At 64.2% G+C, this 26851-nt stretch carries 18 protein-coding genes and 1 riboswitch; of the genes, 10 read left to right on the forward strand and 8 right to left on the reverse strand.

Translation table 11 applies throughout. From position 1 onward, the window contains the following. Positions 1–149 precede the first annotated feature (149 nt). Together ABC977_RS08835 and ABC977_RS08840 are read left to right on the forward strand one after the other, a co-directional pair. Positions 150–638: a peptidylprolyl isomerase gene (locus ABC977_RS08835; RefSeq protein ID WP_369666887.1), complete on the forward strand. Its 489-nt coding sequence runs from the start codon at positions 150–152 to the stop codon at positions 636–638. A gap of 103 nt (positions 639–741) precedes the next feature. After that, entirely contained in the window at positions 742–1485 is a 744-nt protein-coding gene (locus tag ABC977_RS08840; protein WP_369666888.1) for a UDP-2,3-diacylglucosamine diphosphatase, read from the forward strand. 188 nt (positions 1486–1673) lie between these two features. Here ABC977_RS08840 and ABC977_RS08845 read toward each other — a convergent pair whose 3' ends face one another. Next, positions 1674–4349 carry a TRAP transporter permease gene (locus tag ABC977_RS08845; RefSeq protein WP_369666963.1) on the reverse strand — a complete coding sequence of 892 codons (2676 nt, stop codon included), beginning with the start codon at positions 4347–4349 and terminating at the stop codon, positions 1674–1676. 63 nt (positions 4350–4412) lie between these two features. Beyond that, a complete protein-coding gene (locus ABC977_RS08850; RefSeq protein WP_369666889.1) occupies positions 4413–5393 on the reverse strand; it encodes a TAXI family TRAP transporter solute-binding subunit in 981 nt (326 codons plus the stop codon). Positions 5394–6195: 802 nt separating this feature from the next. Here ABC977_RS08850 and ABC977_RS08855 point away from each other — a divergent pair. The 6 genes from ABC977_RS08855 to ABC977_RS08880 all read left to right on the forward strand — a co-directional run bounded on the left by ABC977_RS08855 (position 6196) and on the right by ABC977_RS08880 (position 15128). Continuing rightward, positions 6196–6531 (forward strand): Uma2 family endonuclease, encoded by a 336-nt coding sequence (locus ABC977_RS08855; protein ID WP_369666890.1) that lies wholly within the window; start codon positions 6196–6198, stop codon positions 6529–6531. Between the two features lie 541 nt (positions 6532–7072). Further along, entirely contained in the window at positions 7073–7474 is a 402-nt protein-coding gene (locus ABC977_RS08860; RefSeq protein WP_369666891.1) for a hypothetical protein, read from the forward strand. A 374-nt stretch (positions 7475–7848) separates the two neighbouring features. Further along, a complete protein-coding gene (gene nadB / locus ABC977_RS08865) occupies positions 7849–9474 on the forward strand; it encodes an L-aspartate oxidase (RefSeq protein WP_369666892.1) in 1626 nt (541 codons plus the stop codon). Between the two features lie 174 nt (positions 9475–9648). Then, positions 9649–12021, forward strand: a complete 2373-nt coding sequence (gene ppsA, locus ABC977_RS08870) for a phosphoenolpyruvate synthase (RefSeq protein ID WP_369666893.1) — start codon at positions 9649–9651, stop codon at positions 12019–12021. An 85-nt stretch (positions 12022–12106) separates the two neighbouring features. Beyond that, the gene (locus ABC977_RS08875) at positions 12107–13114 is read left to right on the forward strand and encodes a DUF58 domain-containing protein (protein ID WP_369666894.1); all 1008 of its coding nucleotides are present in this window, start codon (positions 12107–12109) and stop codon (positions 13112–13114) included. After that, positions 13095–15128: a transglutaminase TgpA family protein gene (locus ABC977_RS08880; protein WP_369666895.1), complete on the forward strand. Its 2034-nt coding sequence runs from the start codon at positions 13095–13097 to the stop codon at positions 15126–15128. The genes ABC977_RS08875 and ABC977_RS08880 overlap by 20 nt, the downstream gene beginning before the upstream one ends. On the opposite strand, the gene tnpB is transcribed toward ABC977_RS08880, so the two are convergent. The 6 genes from tnpB to ABC977_RS08910 all read right to left on the reverse strand — a co-directional run bounded on the left by tnpB (position 15103) and on the right by ABC977_RS08910 (position 20541). Then, positions 15103–15402, reverse strand: coding sequence for an IS66 family insertion sequence element accessory protein TnpB (gene tnpB / locus ABC977_RS08885; RefSeq protein ID WP_369666896.1), 300 nt, complete (start codon positions 15400–15402; stop codon positions 15103–15105). The genes ABC977_RS08880 and tnpB overlap by 26 nt on opposite strands. 171 nt (positions 15403–15573) lie before the next feature. Further along, positions 15574–16377, reverse strand: coding sequence for a CpsD/CapB family tyrosine-protein kinase (locus tag ABC977_RS08890; RefSeq protein ID WP_369666897.1), 804 nt, complete (start codon positions 16375–16377; stop codon positions 15574–15576). A 74-nt stretch (positions 16378–16451) separates the two neighbouring features. After that, entirely contained in the window at positions 16452–18017 is a 1566-nt protein-coding gene (locus ABC977_RS08895; protein ID WP_369666898.1) for a GumC family protein, read from the reverse strand. Between the two features lie 42 nt (positions 18018–18059). Next, positions 18060–18542, reverse strand: a complete 483-nt coding sequence (locus ABC977_RS08900; RefSeq protein WP_369666899.1) for an acyltransferase — start codon at positions 18540–18542, stop codon at positions 18060–18062. Positions 18543–18637: 95 nt separating this feature from the next. Further along, entirely contained in the window at positions 18638–19969 is a 1332-nt protein-coding gene (locus ABC977_RS08905) for a hypothetical protein (RefSeq protein ID WP_369666900.1), read from the reverse strand. Positions 19970–20004: 35 nt separating this feature from the next. Further along, a complete protein-coding gene (locus ABC977_RS08910) occupies positions 20005–20541 on the reverse strand; it encodes a polysaccharide biosynthesis/export family protein (RefSeq protein WP_369666901.1) in 537 nt (178 codons plus the stop codon). A gap of 1553 nt (positions 20542–22094) precedes the next feature. After that, a riboswitch (cyclic di-GMP riboswitch) is annotated at positions 22095–22191 on the forward strand. Positions 22192–22250: 59 nt separating this feature from the next. On the opposite strand from ABC977_RS08910, the gene ABC977_RS08915 reads away from it, so the two are divergent. Together ABC977_RS08915 and ABC977_RS08920 are read left to right on the forward strand one after the other, a co-directional pair. Next, the gene (locus ABC977_RS08915) at positions 22251–25106 is read left to right on the forward strand and encodes a DUF4082 domain-containing protein (protein ID WP_369666902.1); all 2856 of its coding nucleotides are present in this window, start codon (positions 22251–22253) and stop codon (positions 25104–25106) included. A 328-nt stretch (positions 25107–25434) separates the two neighbouring features. Continuing rightward, the gene (locus tag ABC977_RS08920; RefSeq protein ID WP_369666903.1) at positions 25435–26394 is read left to right on the forward strand and encodes a polysaccharide lyase; all 960 of its coding nucleotides are present in this window, start codon (positions 25435–25437) and stop codon (positions 26392–26394) included. Positions 26395–26851: the final 457 nt, after the last annotated feature.

Consider the following 26851-nt stretch of genomic DNA (forward strand, 5'->3'; position numbering starts at 1 on the left):
GATGATTCCGCCCGACCGGCAAAACCCGTAACATGGAGCGGCGAGAGTCGCTCGCCGGCGCACCGGCGTTGCCGACTGTATCACCACTGACTTTATCACCAAGGCTGTGCCCAGGTCCCGGCGCCGGGCCGCTACCCGCGGAGAAAGCGATGATCAAACTCACGACCAACCATGGCGACATCCTGCTCGAGGTGGACGCCGAACGCGCGCCCAAGACCAGCGCGAACTTCGTCCAGTACGTCCGGGATGGCCACTACGACGGCACCATCTTCCACCGCGTGATCAATGGTTTCATGATCCAGGGTGGGGGCATGACTGCGGATTTCGTGCCCCAGCCGACCCGCCGCCCGATCGAGAACGAGGCCAAGAACGGCTTGAAGAACAAGATCGGCACGATCGCGATGGCGCGAACCAACGACCCGCATTCGGCCACCAGCCAGTTCTTCATCAATGTCGCCGATAACGACTTTCTCGACTATCCGGGGCAAGATGGCTGGGGCTACTGCGTCTTCGGTCAGGTCGTCGAAGGCATGGAGGTCGTCGACCGGATCAAGGCCGTGCGCACCTCGAGCAAACAGGGTCACCAGGATGTGCCGATCGAGGATGTCGTGATCGAGAAGGCCATCATCGTCGAGTGACGGCGGCCCTTCGTTCGGTCATGCCAGTCATGGCGCGGCTCGGACAGCGCATCAAGCATGGGCTAGGCACGAACAGGGATAAACACGGATAGCCTCCCTCGCGATGTCGACGTCGACCGACGAGCACCTCTTCGTGTCGGACCTGCACCTGTCGCCGGAGCGCCCGGCGGCGGTGGCTCTGTTCCGGGCCTTCTTGGCGGGTCGCGCACGCGGCGCGGCCCGGCTCTATATCCTGGGTGATCTGTTCGATGCCTGGATCGGCGATGACGACGACACATCGCCGTATCCCGAGATCCGTGCCGCGCTCGAGGAACTGGGGGCGGCCGGCACGCGCTGCCATCTGATCCACGGCAACCGCGATTTCCTGATCGGCCGCGCCTTCGCGCGCGGGACCGGCTGTCGGCTGCTGCGTGAGGCGACGGTCGTCGACCTGGCCGGTGAACGGGTCCTGTTGATGCATGGCGATCGCCTCTGCACCGATGATGTCGCCTACCAGCGCTTTCGCCGCCGCATCCGGAACCCGTTGGCCAAGCGGCTCTTTCTGTGGCGGTCGCTGGCCTGGCGCCGGGGCCTCGCTGCGGACTACCGCCGGCGCAGTGGCGCCGCGACCGCAGCTAAGACCGATGCGATCATGGATGTCAATCAGAAGGCCGTGATGCGGGCCATGCGGCGCCATGCGACCACCCGCCTGATCCATGGCCATACCCACCGCCCGGCCGACCACCGCTTCGTGCTCGATGGGCGTCCGGCGGTCCGCCATGTCCTGGCCGAATGGCATGATGACCAGGGCGAGGTCCTGGTCTGCGACGGCGAGAGCTGGTGGCGGGAGCCCGTGCGGGGCGCGTGATTGGAGCAGCGTCCGCGCGAGCGCCAGCCAGGCCCTCGTTCCGACCTGTGATGCCCGCAGGCCTGGCACTCCAAACGACGATCAGGAGCCACGGAAGAACACGGAACCTCACGGACCGAATCAGCCCTGTGTGTCGGCTCCTTCGTCACTTGGTCTTTTCCCGTGTGCATCCATGGCGTCATTGTACGCTAAGGACTCGCCGCGGCCAGGCGTCGGCGCTGCCGCCAGACCACCAGCGCCAGCAAGGCCAGGGCCGGCACATAGAACCACTCGGGGGCCGGTCGTGCGGCGGGCATCAGGACGGCCTCGATCTGCCAGCCGCCCTCGAGTCCGAGGCGATCGGCCGGACTGCCGAAACGGACGAAGCCGACGCTGACCCGATCGCCGATCTCGACCAGACCCAATCCGGCCGCGGTGAGCCGGTCGTGGCCGTCGCCGGATTCGCCGAGCGGGAGCATGATCCGTTTCACGACCTCGTCGCCGGCCAAATCCCAACCGCGAACCTCGAGGCGCAGGTGCCCAGAGGCCGGGACCGCGGTCGCGGCGGCCCTGATCTCACTCGCCGGAAGGGCCGAGAAGGCTGGTTGAAAGCGATCCATCCAGAGCCCAGGCACGAACAGCGTCAAGGCGATCAGCAGCAGCGCCGCGGTCTCCCAAACGCGGTTGCGGGTGAGCAGATAGTGTTGGGTCGCGGCGGCGAAGGCCAGCATGCCGATCAGCGCGCCGGCGAAGGTCAGGGCCAGTTGCCAGCCGCTGTGGACGCCGATCAACAAGAGCTGTGGATTGAAGATGAACACGAACGGCAGCGTGATCGTGCGCAGGCTGTACCAGAGGGCCTGGATCCCGGTCTGGATCGGATTCGCCCGCGCCACGGCCGCGGCCGCGAACGACGCGAGCCCGACCGGCGGCGTCACGTCGGCCATGATGCCGAAATAAAACACGAACAGGTGGGCCGCGATCAGCGGGATCAGCAGACCGTTTTCGGCCCCGAGGGCCACGATCACCGGGGCCATCAGGGTCGCGACGATGATGTAGTTGGCCGTCGTCGGCAGGCCGAGGCCGAGGACCAGGCAGATCAGGGCCGTCAAGATCAGCATCGGCAGGATCAGGCCGCCGGACAGCCATTCGACCAGATCGGTCATGACCAGCGCGATGCCGGTCATCGCGACCGTGCCGACGATGATCCCGGCCGCGGCCGTGGCCACGCCGATGCCGATCATGTTGCGTGCCCCCTGTGCGAGGCCGTCGACCAGGTCGCGCGCGCCGTGGGTCACGGCCCCGAGATAGCGGCCCTCGCCGCGGAACCAGGCGATCAGCGGCCGCTGGGTGAGCAGGATCGCGACCAGGAACAGGATCGCCCAGAAGGCCGAGAGCCCGGGCGACAGGCGCTCGACGACCAGGCACCAGATCAGCACGATGACCGGCAGCAGGAAGTGCAGGCCACCCTGCAGCGTCGGCCCGGGCGCGGGCAGGATCGCGAGGTCGTCGGTCTCCGGCGGGGGGGGCGGCACCCGGCTGGCCCACCAGAGGAGCGCCAGGTAGGCGCCGAGGACCAGCGTCGCGATGACCCAGATCGAGTGCTCCGGGGCCACCGACTTGATCCAGCCGAGCCCGAAGTAGACGACCCCAGCGAGCACCAGGAACCCGCTGACCGCGAGGCCGCCGGCGATCAGCCGGCGCAGCGGCCCGCTGTCGCTCGCGCGCGGCAGACCCGCGAGACCGGCCTTCGCGGCCTCGAGGTGGACGATATAGAAGAGCGCGATGTAGGCGATCAGCGCCGGCAGGAAGGCGTGCTTGATGACCTCGACATAGGGGATGCCGACATACTCGACCATCAGGAAGGCCGCCGCCCCCATGACCGGTGGCATCAACTGGCCGTTGACCGAACTGGCGACCTCGACGGCCCCGGCCTTGGCCGGCGTGAAGCCGGTGCGTTTCATCAAGGGCACCGTGAAGGTGCCGGTGGTCACGACGTTGGCGATCGACGAGCCCGAGACCAGGCCGGTCATCGCCGACGCGGCGACCGCGGCCTTCGCCGGTCCGCCGCGCAGATGGCCGAGCAGCGCGAAGGCGACGCGGATGAAGTAGCCGCCGGCCCCGGCCCGTTCGAGCAGGGCGCCGAACAGCACGAACAGAAAGACGAAGCTGGTCGACACGCCGAGCGCGATGCCGAACACCCCCTCGTTCGACAGCCATTGTTGCGCCATCGCCCGCGCGAAGGACGCACCGCGGTGGGCCAACAGGTCCGGCATCCAGGGGCCGGCGAAGGCGTAGACGAGGAACAGGCCGGCGATCACCATCAGCGCCGGGCCCAGCACCCGGCGCGTGGCCTCGAGCAACAGCAGCAGGCCGACGCCAGCCGCGATCAGGTCGGCGAGCAACGGCCGTCCCGGCCGTGTGGCGAGATCCTGGTGGAACAGAAACAAATACCCCGCGCACCAGGCCGCGAGCAGGGCGAGGACCCAGTCGAGCATCGGGATCCGCGCGAGCGGGACCAGGCGCGCGGCCGACCAGGCTAGCACCAACGCAACGGCGCCGATCGCGACGTAAGCGGGAACCCAGGGTCGGTCGGCGGCGTGCTGGGACCAGGCGAAGGCCCACAGGCCGAGACCGAGCACCAAATAGAAGGCCGCGGCGAGGCGCTGTTTGGTGTCGGTCGGCAGTCGGCCGGGGAACAGCAGAAAGGCGAGGAAGACGGCGAAGGCCAGGTGGATCGACCGGCCCTGGGTCTCCGGGATCACGCCGACGCCGAGCCAGAACGGGAGCGGCGAGACGATCCACAGCTGGAACAGCGACCAGCTCACCGCAACCAAATAGACGAGCCGGCGCGTCGCCGGGCCGGGGCGGCGCGCGCCGGTTTCCATCTGCTCGACCAGGCCGGCGGCCTCGTTGCCGCCGGCCCTGGTCGGTCCCGGGTGGGTCACCGGTCAGTCTTGGAGCAGACCGGCCTCGCGGTAGTAGCGTTGTGCCCCCGCATGGATCGGCGCGGACAGTCCCGCACCGACCATCGTCGCCGGTTCGAGGACCGCGAAGGCCGGGTGCATCGTCTGGAAGGTCTCGAAATTCTCGAACACCGCACGCGTCAGATGGTAGACCGCGTCGTCGCTGGTGGCGGTCGAGGTCGTCAGGGTCGCGCCGACGCCGAAGGTGACGATGTCGGCGTTCTGGCCGGGATACATGTTCGCCGGGATCCGGGTCTCGAAGTAATAGGGGGTCTTGTCGATCAGTGCCGCGACTTGTGGTCCTTCGACCGGGATCAGCCGCGCCCCGCAGGTCGCGATCGGCTCCTGGATCGCGGCCGACGGATGACCGACGGTGAAGAGCACGACATCGATCCGGTTGTCGCACAGGGCCTGGCCCTGTTCGCGCGACGGCAGCTCCGAGGCCAGCGCGAAATCGCTCGCCGTCCAGCCGTACTCGGTCATCAGCCGCTCGACGGTGCCGCGCTGCCCGGAACCCGGGTTGCCGAGATTGACCCGTTTGCCGACGATGTCGGTGAAGCGCTCGATGCCGCTGTCCGGGCGCACCACGACCGTGAAGGGCTCCGGATGAAGCGCGAACGCGGAACGCAGCTCTGGATTCGCGCCCTGTTCGGCGAAGGGTCCGGAGCCATGGAAGGCATGGTACTGCCAATCGGACTGGACGATGCCGAAGTCCATCTCGCCGGCGCCGATCGCATTGACGTTGAAGATGGAGCCGCCGGTGCTCTCGGCGGTGCAGCGCAGCCCGTGCGTTGCGCGGTCGCGGTTGACCAGGCGACAGATGTTCTGGCCGGCCGGGTAATAGACCCCGGTCACGCCGCCGGTCCCGATCGTCACGAAGCGTTGATCGGCGGCGGGGCTCGCGGAGACGGTCAACAGGGCGGCGGCGACGAGGCCGGCGGTAGGGCCGGAGACGGATCGAATCATCGGTGAGCTCCTCTCGGTGGCGGGTTGGCGGTAACGACCCGGCCGGGCCAGGTTACGGCCGGCCGCCGCGATCGCAGCGGGCCGGGCCGCGTCGGTCAGGATACCGGTAACCCGCGAACGGCTCCACCCCAGCGCGCCGCCGTGCCAAGGCCTTTTGGCGGCCAGTACATTACCGGTCGCCGTTGAACTGAAGGGATCGAAGTCACGCTGCTTAGAAGCTGTTTGGAAATTACTATATCAACGACTTACGCGACCGTCGCCGGGTTTCCGACTACTGAATGCTGCCCGAAACAGCGAGTTCGCCTGCTGACGACGATGTTGGCAGCCCGGAGACAGGCGCTCTGAGGAGTTTCCAAGCAGCTTCTTACGGTCGAGCTCCTCCTGCGCGAGCGGCGCGGGATCACGGCTGGAACAGAATACTCAGTCAAACTGCTCTCGAGACCGAGAGGGTGTTCCTCGTGGCAGTGTAATTCCCGCCAAGCTGCTTTACGCGTCACCCCGACGACGGATAGGGCGCCAGAAGAATCATGCCGACCATCCCGGAAAGGTGCGGAGTGTACGTTTCCATGCCTTGACCTCGCATCCCGCCTCCACTACCGTCCTGTCTCGGCCCAGATTGGGCCCTCGAAACGGCTTGGATTTCCCACCCGTCTCCTGTCCCTCCGTTATCCGTCCTCGAGGCGTCCCGCGCCGGCATTGACGCATGGGCGCGGCGGGGTCTAAGTTGGCGTCATCGCCCGCAACGGCACGCGCGACCCGGCCCCATCCCGACGACGCTCGTCCGACGACACCGAGGCCCCCGATGGAAGCACACAAGCTCAAGACGATCGATGACCTGCGGCTGAGTCCCGAGGAACGCGTCGAGCTGGCCCCGGATTGGGTCTGCGAGATCGTCTCGCCCGGCCATGAACGCAAGGACACGCTGCACCTGCCGCTGCTGTTGCGCCGCTACGGAGTGCCCTTCTACTGGCTTATCTGGCCCGAGGACCGGGTGCTGCTCGCCCATGCCCTCGAGGCTGGCAACTACCGGATCGTCGCGACGTTGAAGGACGAGGCCCGCGCACGCATCCCGCCCTTCGACGCCGTCGAGCTCGATCTCGCCTACATCCTCGGTGCCGACCCGGCGGAGCCGCGTTGACCACTCGTGCCCGCGCCACAGCGGCGGCTCTCGACAGTAGGAACCAAAGATGTGCCTCGAGGCCCGCGCCACGAGCAGGTGGCAGGGATGCGGGACCAGCACACCGGTTGTTTGGCCAAACAAGCCGGCGTCACCAGGGGTTTCCGCACTCGCTCGAAAGATCGCCCCGCGTCTCCAAACCGAGGACCAATCGTGCTATTTTTTTAGCGCTGGACAATGCGTGATAAGGGTCACGCCGAAGGGGTCGCCGAAATTTTTCTGGTGGTATACCCGTTATTCTGCGGTGGCTGCGGCCTATCGTCGTGCCCTCACCTGCGCTTTGGGTGGGAGTCGGTGCTTCCCGAGCGCGCCGGGCATTTGGCTCGGGGTGCAGAGAGCGGCCGCGGATGTACCGGTCGATCGCCCAGCTTGCCACCGAAACCTGACCCAGCTCTTCGTCGATCGACCATCACATCGCTCGCCCTCGCGCGTGCCCGGCCTCCTGCGGACAGGGTCAGGACCAACCACATGATGAAGCGCTCTGTAAATTAGAATTGAACCGATGCTGAAACAGGAAGCAACGCGGCTTGGTGCCTTGATTCAGGCCTATCTGCTGGCACGCTGGGGCGAGGAGCCCGACGCGTCGGCGTTGACCGAACTGGCGGCGGGCCTGGAGCCCGGGCTCCGGGACCGCATCGACGTCCTCGGTCTGGACGGCGAGCGGCTGCTGGATGTGGGTGCCGAGGCGGTGTTGGCCGAACTCGAATCCCTCGAGCGGGCCGCGGCCCGGGAGGATGCGCGGGTCGCGAACGCCGCCGACCGGATCCGCGGCCGAGAGGCGAAGCAGCATAGCGCGGCGAGGCCGGAACGGCGTGACCCTCGGGTTCCTCCGGGGCGACCTCGCCCATCTGCCGGACCTGGGGGCCGTCGTTCACGCGGCCAACGCCGATCTCCGCAGCGTTGATCTCCGCGGCGCACTGGTCGAGACGACACACGGCTCAGCGTGGAGCGAGGGACGAGGATCGTCAGGGGGGCCGTGACCGGGTGACTCCCTGCAGCGCTTTCTGGGGACCTTGAAAAATTGCCATCCGGGCAATTTTTCAAGACGCGAAGCGAAAATGCGATTTCCACTTCGCTTCATTTTCCGTCGCTTAGGCGACTGAAAATGGTGGGGCATCCTTGCCCCGCGCGGGCACCTTGAATTTTTCAAGGTGCCCTTCTGCGGTTCGAGAAGGTCGACAGGGTGCCACCACCCGCGCCAAGCGACCCGTTTTGGCGTTATCCTCGTCATATTCCGGTCATCGTCAAGGGTCCGGTCGTTTCGGAGGCGGTCACCCAATGAGCCACACCCACAGGTACGATGTCATCATCCTCGGTAGCGGTGCCGCGGGCCTCAGCACGGCACTGCAACTGAGCGACGAGATCGCGATCGCGATCATTTCGAAACGAGATCTCGACGAAGGCAGCACCCGCTATGCCCAAGGTGGGATCTCGGCGGTCCTCGATGCCCAGGATTCGGTTGACTCCCACGTCCAGGACACCCTGTCGGCGGGTGCTGGGCTGTGCGACGAGGCGACCGTTCGTTGGGTCGTCGAACGCGGACCGGACCGTATTCGATGGCTGCTGGAACAAGGGGTTCAGTTCACGCGCAACGAAGACACGGACAGCGCCGGTGAGTTCCATCTGACCCGTGAAGGCGGTCACAGTCACCGGCGAGTCATTCACGCTGCCGACGCGACGGGCCTCGAGGTCGAACAGACGCTCGTGTCGCGCGTGCGCGAGCGTTCCAACGTCACGGTGTTCGAGAACCATCTTGCCGTCGATCTGATCACGACGGCCAAGCTCGGTGGCCACGATCATCGTTGTCTCGGCGTCTATGCGCTCGACCGGCTCGCCGATCAGGTCGAAACCTTCGTGGCGCCGTTCGTCGTCATCGCGACCGGCGGGGCCAGCAAGGTCTACCTCTATACGAGCAATCCGGATGTCTCGACCGGCGACGGGATCGCGATGGCCTGGCGGGCAGGTTGCCGGGTCGCGAACATGGAGTTCATGCAGTTCCATCCGACCTGCCTCTATCACCCGCAGGCCAAGTCCTTTTTGGTCACCGAGGCCTTGCGTGGCGAAGGGGCGAGGCTGCTGCTGCCCGATGGGACCCGTTTCATGGCGGCCTTCGATCCACGCGCCGAGCTGGCCCCGCGCGATGTCGTCGCACGCGCGATCGACCACGAGATGAAGCGCATCGGCAGCGAGTGCGTCTACCTGGACATCTCGCACCGGCCAGCCGATTTCGTGCGCGAGCACTTCCCGATGATCCACGCCCGGTGCCTGGAATTCGGTATCGATATCACCCGAGAACCGATCCCGGTCGTACCGGCCGCGCACTACACCTGCGGCGGGATCGTCACGGACAACGCCGGCCGGACCGATTTGCCCGGCCTGTACGCCGTCGGCGAAGCGGCCTACACGGGTTTGCATGGCGCGAATCGAATGGCCAGCAACTCGCTGCTCGAATGTCTGGTCTTCGCCGAATCGGCGGCGCACGATATCGAGCTGCAACGCCCGCGTGCTGCTCCGGTCACCGAAGTGCCGCGCTGGGACGAAAGCCGCGTGACCGAACCGGATGAGAACGTCGTGGTCTCGCACAATTGGGATGAGCTGCGTCGTTTCATGTGGGACTACGTCGGGATCGTGCGCACGAACAAGCGTCTGCAACGCGCGAGGCGCCGGGCTGAGCTGCTCCGCCAGGAGATCATCGAGTATTACAGTCACTTCCGCGTCAGCAACGACCTGCTGGAATTGCGCAACCTCGTCGATCTGGCTGACCTGATCATCCAGTCGGCGCAACGGCGCCGCGAGAGCCGCGGTCTTCATTACACATCGGATTTCCCGTTTCAGGATGCACGCCAATGCAGCCCGACGATCCTGATCCCCGAGGGGTATCGACCCCGCCGCGAGCGCCTGTGATCAAATGCTCAACATTGAGATTGACGCGGGTCAAATGGACCCGCTTCGGTTATCTTGCGGAATTTTGACGGGGCCATCCCCCCGCCGCGGCCTCGGGTGGCCGCTCGCACAGGGGCCGGCCCTCCACCTGTCGGGTCCTCACCCGGCCGAGATGTCGAGAACGGAGAGAGTGTGATGACCGATTATGTCCGCTGGTTGAGCGACCTGGGGATGGGCGATGTGCCCATCGTCGGTGGCAAGAACGCCTCCCTGGGCGAGATGATCCGCCACCTGACGGCCGTCGGTGTGCAAGTGCCGGGTGGCTTTGCGACAACCGCGGACGCCTACCGGGAGTTCCTGGCTCAGGACAGACTCGGCGACCGGATCCAGGACGCGCTCGATCGGCTCGACGTCGACGATGTTTCCCGCTTGGCCGAAACCGGCGCACAGATCCGCGGCTGGATCATGGATCAGCCGTTCCAGCCGGCGCTGGACGCGGCGATCGGCGAGGCCTATCGGACCCTGACCGCCGAGGCCGGCGGCGAGGTGTCCTGGGCCGTGCGCTCGTCGGCCACTGCCGAAGACCTGCCTGACGCGTCGTTCGCCGGCCAGCAGGAAACCTTCCTCAACGTCCAGGGATTGGAGCGGATCAAACGCGCGATCCACGAGGTCTTCGCCTCGCTGTTCAACGATCGCGCCATCGCCTATCGCGTGCATCAGGGGTTCGAGCACCGTCTCGTGGCGCTATCGGCCGGCATCCAGCGCATGGTCCGTAGCGATCTGGGGGCATCGGGGGTCGTGTTCACACTGGATACCGAATCGGGTTTCCGCGATGTGGTCTTCATTACCGCCAGCTACGGCCTCGGCGAGATGGTCGTGCAGGGCGCCGTGAATCCCGACGAGTTCTATGTGCACAAGCCGACGTTGGCCGCCGGCCGACCGGCGATTCTGCGGCGCACCGTGGGTGAGAAGGCGATCCGCATGGTCTACGACGAACCGGGTGCCGAGAAACCGGTGCGCACCGAGCCGGTCCCGGATGCCGACCGCCTCCGGTTCAGCCTGAGCGACGACGAGGTCACGGCGTTGGCGCGGCAGGCGGTGCTGATCGAGCGGCACTATGGCCGCCCGATGGATATCGAATGGGCCAAGGATGGGCGAGACGGCCAGATCTACATCGTCCAGGCGCGCCCGGAGACGGTACAAAGCCGTTCCGGCCAGATCCTGGAACGCTACCAGTTGCGCGGCACCGGACCGGTGCTGACGACGGGTCGCGCCATCGGTCACCGGATCGGCTCCGGCATCGCGAAGGTCGTCGCTTCGGTGCGCGACATGCACCGGGTCGAGCCCGGCGACGTGCTGGTCACCGACATGACGGACCCGGATTGGGAGCCGATCATGAAGCGGGCGGCCGCGATCGTCACGAACCGCGGCGGGCGAACCTGCCATGCGGCGATCATCGCGCGCGAGCTCGGCGTGCCCGCCATCGTCGGCTGCAACGACGCCACCGACCGGATCCGCGACAATCAGCCGGTGACCGTGTGCTGCGCCGAGGGTGACACCGGGGTCATCTATGCAGGGCAGATCCCATTCGAGCACAAGACCATCGAGCTCGCCGAGATGCCCGAGGTGCCGATCAAGGTCATGATGAACGTCGGCAACCCGGATCGTGCCTTTGCGTTTGCCGCGACGCCGAACGCTGGCATCGGTTTGGCCCGGATCGAGTTCGTGATCAACAACACGATCGGCATCCACCCGAAGGCCTTGTTGAATTACGAGAATCTGCCCGACGAGCTGCGCACCCGGATCGCGCCGCGCATCGCTGCCTATCCGAGCCCGCGCGAGTTCTTCGTCGCCAAGTTGGCCGAAGGCATCGCCACGTTGACCGCGGCCTTTGCCCCGAATCCGGTCATCGTGCGGATGTCGGATTTCAAATCGAACGAGTACGCGAACCTGATCGGCGGGCGGGCCTACGAGCCCGACGAGGAGAATCCGATGATCGGGTTTCGCGGTGCTGGCCGCTATATCGCCGAGGACTTCCGCCCCTGCTTCGAGATGGAATGCGAGGCCCTGCGCCGGGTGCGCGACGACATGGGCCTGACCAACCTGGAGATCATGATCCCGTTCGTGCGCACCATCGATCAAGCCAAGGCGGTGACCGAGGCCCTCGCGGCCCAGGGCCTGGCCCGCGGCCGCAACGGCCTGCGCCTGATCATGATGTGCGAGATCCCGTCGAACGCGCTCCTGGCCGACGAGTTCCTCGAGTACTTCGACGGGTTCTCGATCGGCTCCAACGATATGACGCAGCTGACCTTGGGGCTCGATCGCGACTCCAGTCTGGTCGCGGCCGACTTCGACGAGCGCGATCCCGCCGTCAAACGGCTGCTGGCGATGGCCATCGACGCTTGCCGCCGGCACGGCAAATACGTCGGCATCTGCGGTCAGGGACCATCCGATCACAAGGATTTCGCCGAGTGGTTGGTCGCGCAGGGCATCGATAGCGTGTCCTTGAACCCGGATACCGTGATCGACACCTGGCTCTACCTGGCCGAGCAGTTCAACAAGTCTTAGCCGGACGAGGTTATCCAAGCTCAGGGCGGGGCCTGGAAGCCCCGCCGCTCGGCCACCGAGTCACTGCCGGATCCCTCCTCGCGCTATGCCCGGATCCGTTACCCAACGCGAGCGCAAAGATCTGACCACGGCAGGCCGCTTGTCGGCTGTCCTGCAAGGGTTCCTGCGCCAGGTTCCGACCGATCGTGACGGGGCCGCGCGAATCCGAGGCCGTCACATCTATGTGATGCCGACGCGCACCGGCCTGCTGTTTGCGCTGGTGTTGTTCGTGACGCTCGCCGGTTCCCTGAATTACCAGAACAACCTGGGGCTGCTGCTGACCTTCGTGCTCGGCTCGGTCGCGCTGGTCAGCCTGCACCTGGCTTGGTTCAATCTATTGGGCCTCGAGGTTCGCGCCAGTGGTGGGGACGGCGTCTTCGCCGGCGATGATGCCTATTTCACATTGACCCTGCGCGATCCGGGGCACCGGCCGCGCGCCGACCTGGTCGTAGGAGCCGCGGCCGGCTCGGTCCACCCGATCGCATTGGCTCGCGGTGCGCAAGAAACGCTCGGTTTGGCCATGGCCACGGCAGAACGCGGTCGACTGGTCCTCGGACCGGTCACGCTCGAGACCCGCTTCCCGCTCGGGCTCTTCCGCGCCTGGTCGGTCGTGCGCAGCCATGCAACGACCCTGGTCTATCCGCGACCGACGGCGACGGCCCCGCCGCCGCTCGTGATCCAGGTCGGTGCTCAGGCCCAAGCGCAAGGCGACCGCGGCGAGGGTGCGGATGATTTCATCGGTCCGCGTCTCTACCGCCCTGGCGACTCGCCGCGCCGTCTCGACTGGAAGGCCTTGGCCCGCGAGCGAGGGTTGGTCATCAAGCAATTCGGCGGCGCCCGAACCGAGGAGGTCTGGCTCGATTGGGAGCAGGTCACGGGGCGCGACAGCGAAGCCCGCCTGAGCCTTTTGTGCCGCCAGGTGATCGACGCCAGCGAGGCCCGCACCCGTTTCGGCCTGCGCCTGCCTGGATGTATCATCCCAGTCGCCGCGGGCGAAACACAGCGACAGCGATGCCTGGAGACCCTGGCCACCTTTGACCAAGACCCACGTTAGCGAACGACTCGCGGGCGGCCAGGTGCTCGCCGCCACGCTCCTGCTCGGGCTCGCCTGCCTGCCGCTGGGTCAATGGCTGGCACCTCAGGTGATCCTGTATCTGTACGCGCTGTTCGCACTGCGGCTCGCCGCCCTGTATTGGCCGGCCCTGGCGCCCAACCGCTGGCTTCTGCTGCCCCTGACGCTGGCCGGCCTGATCAATGTGGTGGCGGCTTATGCGACCGTCACCGGACGCGAGGCCGGCGGTGCCTTGCTGGCCACGATGCTGGCCCTGAAACTCCTAGAAGTTCGTGGCAAACGCGATGTACGGCTTCTGGCGATCCTGTTCGGCTTCTTCCTGGCCAGCCTGTTCCTGTTCGATCAATCACCGTTGCTGTTGGCCTATGTGTCGATCCTGCTGATTGGAAATCTTGCGTTGATGGTCGACCTGACCGCGCGCACTGGACCGCGTCCGCTGACTGCCGCGGCGGGCCATGCAACCCGGCTGGTGCTGCTGGCCATGCCGTTGGCGATCGTGTTCTTTCTCTTCTTCCCGCGCCTCGAGGCACCCTTGTGGAGCTTTGGACGCGATGACCAGACCGGCATCACCGGGCTTTCCGACGAACTCGAACCGGGCTCGATCACGCAACTGGTCCTATCCGGGGAGCTGGCCTTCCGTGTCTGGTTCGACGGGCCCGCGCCTGCGCCGGAGCGGCTGTACTGGCGCGGTCCCGTGCTCTGGCATATGGACGGCCGCCGCTGGACCGGCGAGCCGATCCCGCGATTCGACGCCGCGCCGCAGCCGTTGGCGCTGGCCGAGGATCAGGTCAGCTACCGGGTGGTCCTCGAACCGAACAATCAGCGCTGGCTATTGGCACTGGACAAACCTGTCCTGATCCCCGATGGGGCCACCTGGACCGCGGATTTCCAAGTCCTTGCAAGCCGCCGCGTGACGACGACCGAACGTTACCAGATGACGTCGGCGATGCAGTACGACACCGGCCAGCTGGATCCGGCGATGGCCGCTGCCGCGGCGCAACTGCCACCCAATGTCACCGCGAGGATGCGCGCGCTCGTCGACCACTGGCGGCGCGATGCGACGAGCGACCGCGACCTGGTCGAACGGGGTTTGGCCTACTTCCGTGACGAGGAGTTCCATTACACGCTGGAGCCGCCGCCGCTCGGACCCAATCCGACCGACGAGTTCCTGTTCGAGACCCGCCGCGGTTTCTGCGAACACTACGCGAGCGCCTTCGCGGTCTTGATGCGGCTCGCCGGCATTCCGGCGCGCGTCGTGCTCGGCTATCACGGCGGCGAACAGAACCCGATGGGCGGGTACCACATCATCTGGCAGTCGGATGCCCACGCCTGGACCGAGGTATGGCTCGCCGGCGAGGGCTGGCAGCGGATCGATCCGACCGCCGCGATCGCAGCGCACCGGATCGAACGCGGTTCCCTGGTCGATGGCCTCGGCGCCACGCGGCCGATCCGATTCGCCCAGCAGGACCTCGACCGACTCGCCTGGCTCGCCCATCGCATGCGGCTGGCTGGGGATGCGCTCCGCGCCGGTTGGCAGGATTGGGTGCTCGACTATTCGACGGCTCGGCAACTGGCGCTCCTGTCCCTGATCGGTCTGGGATTCATGAGCCATTATGGGTTGGCGGTCGTCATGGTCCTCGCGGCGGCGGTCGCCCTCGCGCTGACGGTCGCGTTGGTGGCCCGGACCCGCCGCGATCCGCTCGAGGTGCTCTACGATCGTTTCTGCGGCCGCCTCGCTCGAATCGGCCTGACTCGCCAGCCCAATGAAGGGCCGGTCGCCTTCTACGAGCGCATCAGTGCACGGCGTCCGGATCTGGGCCCGCTCGTCGAACCCTTTCTGTCGCTCTACATCCGCATCCGCTATGGCCATGGTGCGACCATCGACGACCGGCGCGAACTCGCCCGGCGCCTGAAAAGGCTCAACATCCGCAAGGGCCGATCGGGTGGTCGCGACGGACGTGGGGCCGCGGTCAAGCAAGCAAGGTCACGGCACTGATCGTGGCGCCAGGGGTCGCGCGTTCGATCTCGACCAGCCGTTGTCCCTCAGTCGATGGTGGCAGAAACCGGCGCCAAGTTGGTGAATGACGCCGTTCCTCGTCGACGAGGGTGGTGACGTTCTGGGCCGCTTCCGTTAAGCACCTCATATGGCCCGACAGCGAATCCTGGATGAGCGCCTGCTGCATCGAGGCGATCAGTCCGGAGAAAGATTTGCGCATGTCTACCGGGTGACCGCGGAGGAAGACCCGCACGCGGCCTCCCGGAAAGAACATCGCCCGCGCCTGAGGCGCAGGACCCAATATCCGCCGAGATTGAGTTCCAGATCCCACGCCGGTCCTTCTGTGCGCGGTACCACAGCACATCACCTAGATCGAGAAACGCCGCCAGCGAGGCACTGCCCTCAAGGCCCGCAACAGCAAGCATCTCGGCCCTTGTGGCCGATTTCAATAGTAAGCGCGCAGCTTGGCACGAGACCGATTGAGAACGACCCCGAGCAGATTCGTGCCGCTCAAGAGGTTGAGGGCTGCGCTGATGTCCCCTTTTCTGGTCATCCTTTCGCCCACGACTACCAGGGCACAATCGATTCGAGGCAGGATTGCCAAGGCGTCGTCGGTGGCCAGCAAAGGTGGCAGATCGAAGATGCCGATCCGGCTGGCTCGCTCACCGGGCAGATTGCCGATGAGCTGATCTATGTGAGCCTTTACTAGAAGCTCGCTCGCATTCCGGCGCGTCCCACGGCTGATCACTGCGCGCAGCTGGGCACCACCAGCCGCGACCATATGGGTCTCAAGAGGATCACGCCCCTCGAGGAAACTGGCGAGACCTTCCTCCGACTCGATACCCAAGTAAGCGCCAATCTGCGGCCGCCTGAGATCGAAGTCCACAAGAACGACCTCTGATGGCATCTGGTGGGCAAGACTGAAGGCCAAATTGATTGCGACCGTCGTCTTGCCGCAGGCCTCGGTTGCCGAGGTGATGGCCAGGGTGGTCCATCCACGCGACTCCATCTTCCTGACGACCTTCGTGCGGAGGATGTCGAAGGCAGGCGTTCGGGGGTCCTGCTTGTTCCAGGCGATGATCCGATTGGCCTCGAGGGTCTTCGGATTCAGCTCGATGACACTTGTATCACGGGTGATGAGTCGTGGCGCCCGGTCGAAGCCGATCACGTGGCCTTCGTCCGCCACATGATTGTGGTTGGGGGCAGCTTCTGCCTTTGACTTGGCCATGGCACGGAGAATCAGGTCCATCGTATCTTGCCTCACCAACCATCAACGGATCGAGGCGGTCTCGGCGCGGAGTCGACGCGCGTCAACCGCCGAAATCAGTAGTAAAAGTGCCGAAGCACACCCCGGATCGACTCGACATACTGAATCCCAATCAGGACCGAGGTCCCTAACACGGCGCCGAATGCTAGCCATCGTCCGGATATCGAGGCAATCTGACCATGTCGCTCCCCGGCACGCGCGATGTCGGGAAGCACCGCGAATGGGCGCTCCCCAAGCACGGCACTTAGCATCTGCGGATCCTGCACCCGATTGTCCAGCATCTCCGCGGCAACAGCGATCGCCACCCCGCCGCCCAGGGCGACGACGACGGCGAGAGCCAAGAACTGGAGCCGGTTTGGCCGCTCGGGGCTCACTGGAACTGCCGGCGGCTGCAGCAGGATGAAACGCTCGGCCATCTGCTGGGACTCGAGATTCTCAGCCAACTCCGCCTGCTGGAGCTTCGCGCGGATCTCGGCGTGTTCCCTTGATGCAGCCTCGTAGTCGAAGCTGATCTGGCGGAGCCCCTGCTCTACCTCCGGCGTCCTCAGAATCTGTGCCTGCAGGGTCGACATGCGTGCGTTGAGTTCCGCCTCCTGGTCGCGTAGGGAGGCAAGCCGCGTGTCGGTAGACGCAATCTTAGCCTCGATCTGCTCTCGCTCTGGATCCCGGGGTGACGTCCGGTCGGCGCTCGCCGTTCCTCTGCCCGGCCTCGCCAGTTCCGCCTCCGTGTTGGCGATCAGGCGCTTCAAGCGGGCGACATCTGGATGAGCCTCCGTGTACAAGGCCGAGGCACGTGCGAGGTCGGACTTGAACACCTGCAGCCGCTCCGCTGGTGTCAGCTCGGAGGATGCCGCCGCATCTTGGCGGACGGGCAACCGCACCCCCAGGGTGCCGAGCTGGGTCTCCATAAAGCGCCTTTCCTGCTCGGCGGCAGCAATGTCTCGCTGGACCGCCCGGAGATCGAAGTCCACCTTCTGGAGCATGCTGACCTTGAGGTCCAAGTGCTCCGGAAGGGCGTCACTATTCTTCTTCTTGAACTCGGCCACTTGCCGATCGAGCGAGCGAGCTAGATCGCTCAAGCGCTCCGTCTCCTGCCTGAGGAAAGCGGCGGTTTCAGTGGCTCGGACGCTCCGTGTTCGGGCGTTCTCGGCGAGGAAGAGGTCCACCAACTCGGTTGCCACGTCGCGCGCGACCACGGGATCCAAGTGGTCGAACGAGACGGTGAAGGCGATGGTCGCACGCGACGCATAGGGATCGCGCACAGCTGTCACTTGGATGTTCTTGCGCAGCTTGCGGAGCACCTTGGACATGGGCCACGCCGCCACCTCCTTTGGATAGAGATCGAACTTACGAATTATCTCCTCAAGCCTGGCATCGGTCATCACGATCTGCTTGGTGAAGCCGATGCGCTCATCAGCGCTACCCGGTACGGTGGAACGTACCAGATCGGGAGGAATTTGCTGCGACTCGACCGCGACTGTTCCCGTGGATCGGTAGACAGATGGCAGCAGCAGCACGACAGACACCGCTGCGACCACGAGCACGAGGAAGGTCGCCAAAGCATAGGGAAGTCGCCGGCGGGCAATCCGGAGGTAGTCCTCTAGCGTCAGGGGCCGCTCCATCTCAATCCTTTCTTCCATCAGGTTCAGTTCCGTATCGCGCCTCTAAGATCCCTTCTTCGTTCGGACATCACCAATCACACGGGCGGGCACGCCGGCCACGATCGCGTAATCCGGAACGTCCTTCGTCACAACCGCCCCGGCGCCAACCAAGGCCCCCTTGCCAATCGTGAGCCCGCAGAGAACGGTCGCGTTGCTGCCGATCGACGCCTGGGTCTTCACCCGGGTTGGAACCACGGACCAATCCAGCTCTGTCTGAAGCTCCCCGCTTGCATTGACGGCCCCCGGGTAGACATCATTTATGAAGACAACGCTGTGCCCAACAAATACCCCGCTTTCAATGCATACACCCTCGCAAATGAAGGTATGGCTCGAAATCTTGCAGTGTTCCCCTATCTCCACACCCTTTTGGATTTCTACAAATGTGCCAATCCTGGTGCCAGCTCCCACGCTGCAGCCATACAAATTGACGAGATCCTTATGGTAGATGACTACTCCCTCGCCAAGCTGCACATCATCAGCAATCATTGACCGACCTATTGTCTGTATTCATTAAGAAGGGGACGTCGCCATGGGACAGACCGCATGCTGCGCGCGCCAAACCAGCTCAGCTCTCACGTGTGTTACTGCCACATCGCCGCGTCGAGTTGCGTCTGGATTCCGAGCCGGCTATCTGGAGACCGAGGCAGATTGCGCCCGGCTTGGCCGGGGCGGGGCGCCCATCCGCCGGGGGCACCCTCGGGTGCGCGACCGGTCCACGCGAGCGTCAACGTTACCGTATTCCCTTCGGCGCTGCGAGACAGCTCGTCGTACTCTTGCCACCGGTAGCGGTATCCGAGGGTCAGGCGCCAAGCCTCGCTCAGCGCGTAGGACAGCGTCAGATCGCCGTCGGCGTACTTGCGGTCCGAGGTGCTCGCCTCGCCACTGGGGTCGCGATTGCGATACCCCTGCAGGCGGAGGTCAAGGCCCCAACGCTCGCTGAACGGATAGCTAAGCCAAAAGGCTAGGCTGGTAGTGTCGAGTACCTCGGCGGTGCCGCTGGGTGTTACCTCGCGAAGCGCCTCCAGTTGAAAGCTGCCACCGCGCGCAAGCTGTTTCCCTAGCCAAACGGAATAGGTGGGTCCAGTGCTATCCTCGGTGACCCGCAAACCGTTTGGCGCCGCGGACCGGGTCACCTCGGTGCGGCGCACGCCGGCGAGAGCTCCCAGCGCCGTCGTCTGGGAGAGCTGATAATCGCCACCAAACAGCGCCCCGAGGGTCTCGGCCTCGCTCGCGATTCCTCTGGCGTCGTAGCGTTCGTAGGAGAACGTGGCGGTAGTCCCGGCCCGCTCGCTGAGCCGGTAGTCGCCGCCCAAAGACAGGGTGCCGGTGTAATAGTCGTTCAGCCCAAGATCGCCCGAGTCTTCGTAGAAGGTGCCCTCAAAGCCGGCGCTCACGTCGACTATCGCTCGTTCCGAAAGGCGGTAGGCCCAGGACGGCTCGACCGCGATCTGGAGCTGCTGCTCGTTGAGCCCGGTCACGCCGGTCGTGGCGGTCTCGCTCGTCAGGGTCGATTCGGTGCTGAGCCTTGTATCGAGCCGCCAGCGGCTGCGCTCGGAGAAGCGCGTCGCATCCCAGCCGATCAGGCCAGCGAAGGTATCCAAGTCGCGCTCATCGAAGTAAATGTCCAGATTCAGCCCGGCGCGCAGGCCCATGGCAGCATTCTCGGTCGCGCGCTCACCGCGCACCGCGGCACTGAGGCTTGCACCGAAAGAGCTGATCGGGTCATCTGGATCGAGTGTCACATTGTCGTCGTAGCCGAGCCCCAGGCTGACGGCCGGCTGCATGTGCCAGGTGGTCTGTGCGGCTGTTAAAGGCGGCGCGGCGACCATAGCGAACGCCACCGAGACGATGGCACCGAGGTGGGCCGGCCAAGCGAGCGCCCCGGTCAGCGCGCGGCGTCGAGCACCGCCCAAAATAGTGCACCCGTTGGGAGCCGAGATGCCCGAAATCATGGCACGACGAGCGTATCCCCGGCCCGCAAGATGACGTTCTGCTCCAACGCCCTGCCTCGCTCGACCGCTTTGTAGTCGAAGGGGATGACGCGGACATCATCGCCCTCGCGGCGCAGCACCTTGATGTCGCTGCGGACGGCGAACGGGGTTAGACCGCCAGCCATCGCAATCGCTTGCATGATGTCAATGGGCCGGTTGATCAAGAGCACGCCAGGCTGGTTCACGCGTCCTGTCACGAAGATGCGGTTGCCCTCCGTCTGTTGAAGGCTGACCGTGACGACGGGGCTCGGAACGAATTGGGCAAGCCGTTCGGCGATGGTCCGCGTGACTTCATCGATGGTCTTCCCCTTCGCCTCGACGTCGCCAACAAGCGGGAAGGAGATCCCGCCGTCAGGCCGAACCAGCACAGCCTGATCTAGTTCTTGCTCGCCCCAGATGCTAATGCGGATGATGTCACCTGGTTGGAGCCCGTAGCCGTCCGCCAACTCCGTCGCCAGCGCCATGGCCGAGCAGCCCAGCATGGTTGCAGCCAAAAGACCACGTGCGACTAAACCCGCCCGTGCCACGCAGCCTCGGCGAGGTGGGCGCGCAAGATAGGTTGGTGATGTTTCCATGGCAGGATGCTTGGTAGATGAATGAAGAGGTTCCGCGCCTGACCGACTGCGAGCCTCGTTCGAAGTTCCGACATCAAGATGTCAGGCGCACGAAAGATGCCTTGGCAGGATACCACAAACGCCGACCAGGAAAGCGACTTGGCGCCGCGCAGACGACGATCGGGCGCTTTAACCCGTCGGACGCGGCCATGTCGGGCGGGATACCAGTGGCAGACGCGGTGTCTGCGCACATAACCAAAGACTAAGCGCATCATCCCTTGCACCACCGTCTTGCCGGCTGGCTTTCGCGTCTTTGTGGCGCGGGGCGTGTCAGCGCCCGCTCCGCACCGCAGCAATCGTCAAGTAGCCCGCCTTAGCCTATTCGCGCCTATGTGCCGCGTAACCGCTAAGCGCACGCCGGGCGACTAGGGCGCAAACGATTGAGGCAATCCACCGCTCGGCGCAAACCCTCTTTGATTTTTATTCTCGGCTCCCGCCCGAGTTGTGTTCTTGCCAGCTGATATCAGGTTCCCGCTGAAGCAGATCATCCGCACGCAAAGGCCACGCCCGTCCCCGCAGACGTCGAGGCGTGACACCCGCGAGTCTGGACACAGCGAGTCGAAGCGGAGCGAATCCGCGCCTAGGGTCACTGAATGGGGGCAGGTCGATGGGGCGCGTTACAGCGACGAGATTCCGGTGACCGAAGACCTGCCGAAGGGGCAACGGGAGGCCGCCTGAACCGAGCACTCATCGAGGTCATGCGCCCCTATTGACGATGGCTCCTTAGCCTACCGTCCGTCGCTCGTCTGGCGACGCTGGCCTTCCTGATGCCGTTCGTCGACCGGTAGGTCGGGACCCAAGCGCACGAGCAGAAAAGCCCAGAACGGGCCGTCGCCGTTCGGCGACACCAAAAAAACCACACAGAACAGACTCCTGAAGCAATCGAGCAGAACGGAGCGTCACCTGCAAACGACAGGAAACCCCAGCCGCATCGTCATGGGGATACCTCGTCTGCCCATTTCCAGCACGACTGTCCAGTCGCTTTGCGCTGGTACTCCGCGGATCCGCCGGAGCGTGGCACGAAACATGCTAGAACCTCGCGACCTTAACCTTAAGATTATTTGGGAGTTGAATTGCAATTTAAATAGGGCATGGCTTCGTGGCAGACGAACTGCGTGATCCCCGCGACAGACGGTCAAGCCGTAAAGGGGACCCGGGATTCGAGACAGTCCCTTAAGCAGAGAGCAGCGAGGTGACAAGGGGTGAGGGTCAAACGCAAGCGTCACAGCAAGGACTGCGTCCACTCCAAGAGTCAATTTTCCCGCATATGAGCGGCCGCCAATGCATTCTTCGAACGACTATCCAGTACTCTATATGCATAAGCATCAGCTTATACGCTTGTTTTCAGGCGTTCTCGGCAAGGACTCAAACTTAGCGATGCGACTAAGTTCACAGCATCCTGTCGTGAAGACGCCTATCTTCTCCCTCGCTTGCTCCGAAAAAGGCAAAGCGTTCCGAAAGGGCGCGACGCAAAACCACTGGCCTAAGTCCCCGCTCTTCTTCTCGGGATACGGCAGCAGGGTTGCCGGCTCGCAGCGCCTATTGGTGCCAGCGTGGTCGGCTGTTGGCAACCAACAGGTGAACGAATCATGAAAATCCCCAGCATAAGAACTGCCTATCGGCGTCTCTACGGGAGGCGGCTTCTCATACCGCTCGCCGCCCTATTGGTGTCGACGCTCGCGCCGGCCGGCGCTGTCCAAGCGGCGACTGTGTCGCTCGCGTGGGACCGGGTCAACGACGCTCGCGTGGCCCTCTACGAATTGCGGTACGGCACGAACCAGAACACCTATCAGACCGGCGGATCGTTGGTCTCGAAAGCCGCAACTGCTGATGCGACCCAAACCGTTACAACCGCGAATCTAGACCCCGGAACCTATTTCTTCGCCGTCAGGGCCTGTGATTCGAACAAGGCGCTTTGTAGCGCGTTCTCGGAACCGGTGAGCAAAACCATCTCCACGGGGTCGTCAGACACCACGGCCCCGACGGTGACGGCCTTTACTGTACCTGCGACGGCGAGCACGCTGACCGTGCCGATCACCACGTTTACTGCGACAGACAACGTCGGGGTCACTGGGTACCTGGTGAACGAATCGCCCACCAAACCGGCAGCGACGGCCTCTGGTTGGACGACAACGAAGCCGGCGTCCTACACCTTCGCGAGCGCGGGTAGCAAGACGCTCTATGCCTGGGCAAAGGACGCCGCCGGTAACGTGTCGGCGAGTCGCAGTGCGGGGGTCACGATTACGATGGCGGCGGCCGGGTGCACGGGCGACACCCTATGGTCGGCAGCAACTACGCCCGCCGTGGCATCGGCTTCTGACACCAGCGCGATCGAGGTGGGCGTCAAATTCAGCGCGGCTTCCAGCGGCTATGTCTGCGGTGTGCGCTTCTACAAGGGCAGCCGCAACACCGGAACCCATGTCGGGCGCCTGTGGAGCAGCACCGGCACCAAGCTGGCCGAGGCGACCTTCACGAACGAGACGGCCTCGGGTTGGCAGCAAGTTAACTTCGCGACCCCGGTCGCGATCCAGGCCAACACCATCTATGTGGTGTCCTATCATGCACCCAACGGCGGCTACGCCCTCGATGAGGGCTACTTCTCCAGCCGCGGCGTAACGAATGGGCCCCTGACCGCACCACGCAGCAGCGCAGTCGGCGGCAACGGTGTCTATCGCCATGGCTCGGGCTTCCCCAATAGCGCCTATAACGACTCCAACGCCTGGGTCGAGCCAGTGTTTACGACGGCGTCGACGCCCCCTCCACCAACCGACACCACGGCCCCGACGGTGACGGCCTTTACTGTACCTGCGACGGCGAGCACGCTGACCGTGCCGATCACCACGTTTACTGCGACAGACAACGTCGGGGTCACTGGGTACCTGGTGAACGAATCGCCCACCAAACCGGCAGCGACGGCCTCTGGTTGGACGACAACGAAGCCGGCGTCCTACACCTTCGCGAGCGCGGGTAGCAAGACGCTCTATGCCTGGGCAAAGGACGCCGCCGGTAACGTGTCGGCGAGTCGCAGTGCGGGGGTCACGATTACGATGGCGGCGGCCGGGTGCACGGGCGACACCCTATGGTCGGCAGCAACTACGCCCGCCGTGGCATCGGCTTCTGACACCAGCGCGATCGAGGTGGGCGTCAAATTCAGCGCGGCTTCCAGCGGCTATGTCTGCGGTGTGCGCTTCTACAAGGGCAGCCGCAACACCGGAACCCATGTCGGGCGCCTGTGGAGCAGCACCGGCACCAAGCTGGCCGAGGCGACCTTCACGAACGAGACGGCCTCGGGTTGGCAGCAAGTTAACTTCGCGACCCCGGTCGCGATCCAGGCCAACACCATCTATGTGGTGTCCTATCATGCACCCAACGGCGGCTACGCCCTCGATGAGGGCTACTTCTCCAGCCGCGGCGTAACGAATGGGCCCCTGACCGCACCACGCAGCAGCGCAGTCGGCGGCAACGGTGTCTATCGCTATGGCTCGGGCTTCCCCAATAGCGCCTATAACGACTCCAACGCCTGGGTCGAGCCAGTGTTTACGACGGCGCCGCCAGCATCCACCAGTTTGGCGAAGTCGATGACGACGGCGACCCCCTTGGTCACCACTGCCGAACCTGACGGTGTTGAGGATACCGCCAGCTCGCCGCCCCTGCCGCTCAGTTCGCTGCCGATGGAGGTTGGCGAGATCCAGCTCGACAATGCCTGGCTGTGGGTCAGCTTCCAGGGCGAGTACACCGATCCGATCGTGATCGCCGGGCCACTCAGTGACTCTGATCCCGACCCGGTAGTGGTGCGCGTCCGCGACATCGGCCCGACGGGCTTCTGGGCGCGGGTCCAGAAGTGGGATCATCTGCTCGATGGCACGCACGCCCAGGGAACCCTCGGCTACCTGGTCATGGAGCGTGGCCGTCATCAGCTGCCAAGCGGCACTTGGGTCGAGGCGGGGCGCTTGGAGAGCGACATGACGAGCGCCTTCACGTCAATCTCTTTCGAGAGGCGCTTCGCCGAGGCGCCGGTGGTGCTGACGACGGTGACGAGCGAGAACGCGGGCGACGCGATCGCCGCGCGCGTTCGACGAATCACTCGGTGGCGCTTCGAGGTTGGCCTGATGGAGCAGGAGGGGAGCGCACAAGAACGCCTCGCCGAGCGCGTCGACTACATTGCCTGGGAGCCCGCCACCGGTGTCCTGGATGGTGTAGCCTTCGAGGTGGCACGCGCGGAGCAGGTCACCGACAGCGGCCTGACGCTATTCTATCAGTACCCCTTGGCCGCACCACCAATGCTCCTCGCTAACATGCAGACAGCCAACGAGAACGAGGCTGCCCACTTGCGTTGGCGCAACAAGGACCTCATGGCAGTCGATGTCTGGATCCAAAAGGAGCACGGCGCAGCGTATGCCGATGAGGCAGTCGGCTACGTCCTGTTCGGCGTCGCGGATCAGTAGCCGAATCGACGGGTAAGGTTAGATCGTGCGCACGGAGGACGCCACGATCTAACCGCGTGCGCAGGGATCGCTCTCGCGGCGCTTGGCATGAAGCCGCCCGCAGGTGATCACCTTAGAGCGAAATACAAAGCCGACTGCCAGATAACAGGCCCCGGTCGAGCGATTTCAAGCGAAGGTGAGGTTAATATGAGCCCCCGCCGTGAAAGTTAACGTAATGCCAAGAGACTGCCTCAACAACCGCTTCTCTCGCTGGGCATCGAATCGCACATGAGCGCTGCCTAGCGACTGCCACTCTTTCTTTACTCTTCCCGTCCAGGAGATCATGCCAGTGTTGAGACAAACTGTCCTCGCCGCCGCCTTACTTCTCGCCCTTGCCGGACCGTCTGCGGCTGCGCCACCGACTTTGCCCGCGGGCGACACCGGCATAGCCAGCCGTTACGTCGGCGACGTCAATATAACGAACGATCCCGCCGTCCTATTTTTCGATGGGTTCGATTCATACACATCAAACTCCCAGCTAACTAGCTCAGGCAATTGGAGCAACTTCTTTCAGAACAGCAATATTCTATTGGATACATCCCAATATGCAACTGGCGCCAAGTCGATTCGACTCAGGATGCCCAGCACTGGGTCTGAAGTATCTAATGCCATCGTCAAGACAATCAATCCGGGTCGCGATACGCTGTTTCTCCGCGCCTATACAAAATTCGCCCCAAATTACGCTGGAATAAATTCTGCGCATAACGGTTTAAGAATCAGCGCAAACTATACTGGACCGGGAACCAAGCCGAATGGCAGAAATTTTATGTTGGTTGAGCTTCAACAGGTAGACTACGGAGAAGGATCGCCGGGCAAGACACATATCTATGTGTACCATCCAGAACAGAAGGACAATTATGGTGAGAACTGGTATCCAAGCGGCCGCACGACCAATGGAGATGGGCCCGACGGAAAGTTCGGTCCACACTTCGTCGCGCGACCGGAGACAATACCCCCCCGTGGCCAGTGGATTTGTTTCGAGTTAATGGTTCAACTCAACACGGTCGGGCAGCGAGATGGGCGCGTTGCCGTGTGGCAGGATGGCACTCTCATCGCCGATTGGCAGAACATTCGGTTCCGTGATTCAACCAGCGTGAGACTCGATGAGATTCAACTGGAAAACGGTGGGCAAAGGTCAACTCAGATAAATGATAAATGGTATGACAATGTTGTCGTCGCGACGAGTTACATCGGCCCCATATCCATGCAGCCATCCCTGCCTGCACCGAAAAATCTTCGTATACAGTAAATCACCCGGTTCTCGCTTAGAAGCGGTGGTATCGCAAAAGAGTTGAAGCGGGTGCTTGTGGCGAGAATGTAAGTGCGCTCCACGGGAGCAATCTTAAGACGGAGGGGCTCCTCGGCGCCGTGCAACAACCATGTTTTGCCGCGACAGACCCAGCATGGCGACGAAATCGACTTAGATCGCTCTGGAGACACTTAGCGCCATAAGAAAAAACGCACACTATGTTGATACCCATAACATTACCCTCAAGTCTAGCAGTTTCGCCACATCAGGGGTTACGGCGCCGCCTGCCTACGATCTGTATGGCTGCCTAGTGCGGCCGATCAGGCGCCTGCGCCGCCTGGCGACCACGGGCAGGCGAGATGTGGGTAATGATATGGCTGATACCGACTGCAAAAGCACGGGCTCAACTTTCCACGCAGTGCACCCGGCGAACCTTGGTCATCAGCCTGCTTGGCAA

This window comes from Thioalkalicoccus limnaeus, from assembly GCF_041197575.1.
Classification (GTDB): domain Bacteria; phylum Pseudomonadota; class Gammaproteobacteria; order Chromatiales; family Chromatiaceae; genus Thioalkalicoccus; species Thioalkalicoccus limnaeus.

Excerpts from the sequence above, each read along its gene's own strand:
- ABC977_RS08835 (WP_369666887.1), top strand. The coding sequence starts at position 150 with ATGATCAAACTCACGACCAACCATGGCGACATCCTGCTCGAGGTGGAC.
- ABC977_RS08840 (WP_369666888.1), top strand. The coding sequence starts at position 742 with ATGTCGACGTCGACCGACGAGCACCTCTTCGTGTCGGACCTGCACCTG.
- ABC977_RS08845 (WP_369666963.1), bottom strand. The coding sequence starts at position 4,349 with ATGGAAACCGGCGCGCGCCGCCCCGGCCCGGCGACGCGCCGGCTCGTC.
- ABC977_RS08850 (WP_369666889.1), bottom strand. The coding sequence starts at position 5,393 with ATGATTCGATCCGTCTCCGGCCCTACCGCCGGCCTCGTCGCCGCCGCC.
- ABC977_RS08855 (WP_369666890.1), top strand. The coding sequence starts at position 6,196 with ATGGAAGCACACAAGCTCAAGACGATCGATGACCTGCGGCTGAGTCCC.
- ABC977_RS08860 (WP_369666891.1), top strand. The coding sequence starts at position 7,073 with ATGCTGAAACAGGAAGCAACGCGGCTTGGTGCCTTGATTCAGGCCTAT.
- nadB (WP_369666892.1), top strand. The coding sequence starts at position 7,849 with ATGAGCCACACCCACAGGTACGATGTCATCATCCTCGGTAGCGGTGCC.
- ppsA (WP_369666893.1), top strand. The coding sequence starts at position 9,649 with ATGACCGATTATGTCCGCTGGTTGAGCGACCTGGGGATGGGCGATGTG.
- ABC977_RS08875 (WP_369666894.1), top strand. The coding sequence starts at position 12,107 with ATGCCCGGATCCGTTACCCAACGCGAGCGCAAAGATCTGACCACGGCA.
- tnpB (WP_369666896.1), bottom strand. The coding sequence starts at position 15,402 with ATGTTCTTTCCGGGAGGCCGCGTGCGGGTCTTCCTCCGCGGTCACCCG.
- ABC977_RS08890 (WP_369666897.1), bottom strand. The coding sequence starts at position 16,377 with ATGGACCTGATTCTCCGTGCCATGGCCAAGTCAAAGGCAGAAGCTGCC.
- ABC977_RS08895 (WP_369666898.1), bottom strand. The coding sequence starts at position 18,017 with ATGGAGCGGCCCCTGACGCTAGAGGACTACCTCCGGATTGCCCGCCGG.
- ABC977_RS08900 (WP_369666899.1), bottom strand. The coding sequence starts at position 18,542 with ATGATTGCTGATGATGTGCAGCTTGGCGAGGGAGTAGTCATCTACCAT.
- ABC977_RS08915 (WP_369666902.1), top strand. The coding sequence starts at position 22,251 with ATGAAAATCCCCAGCATAAGAACTGCCTATCGGCGTCTCTACGGGAGG.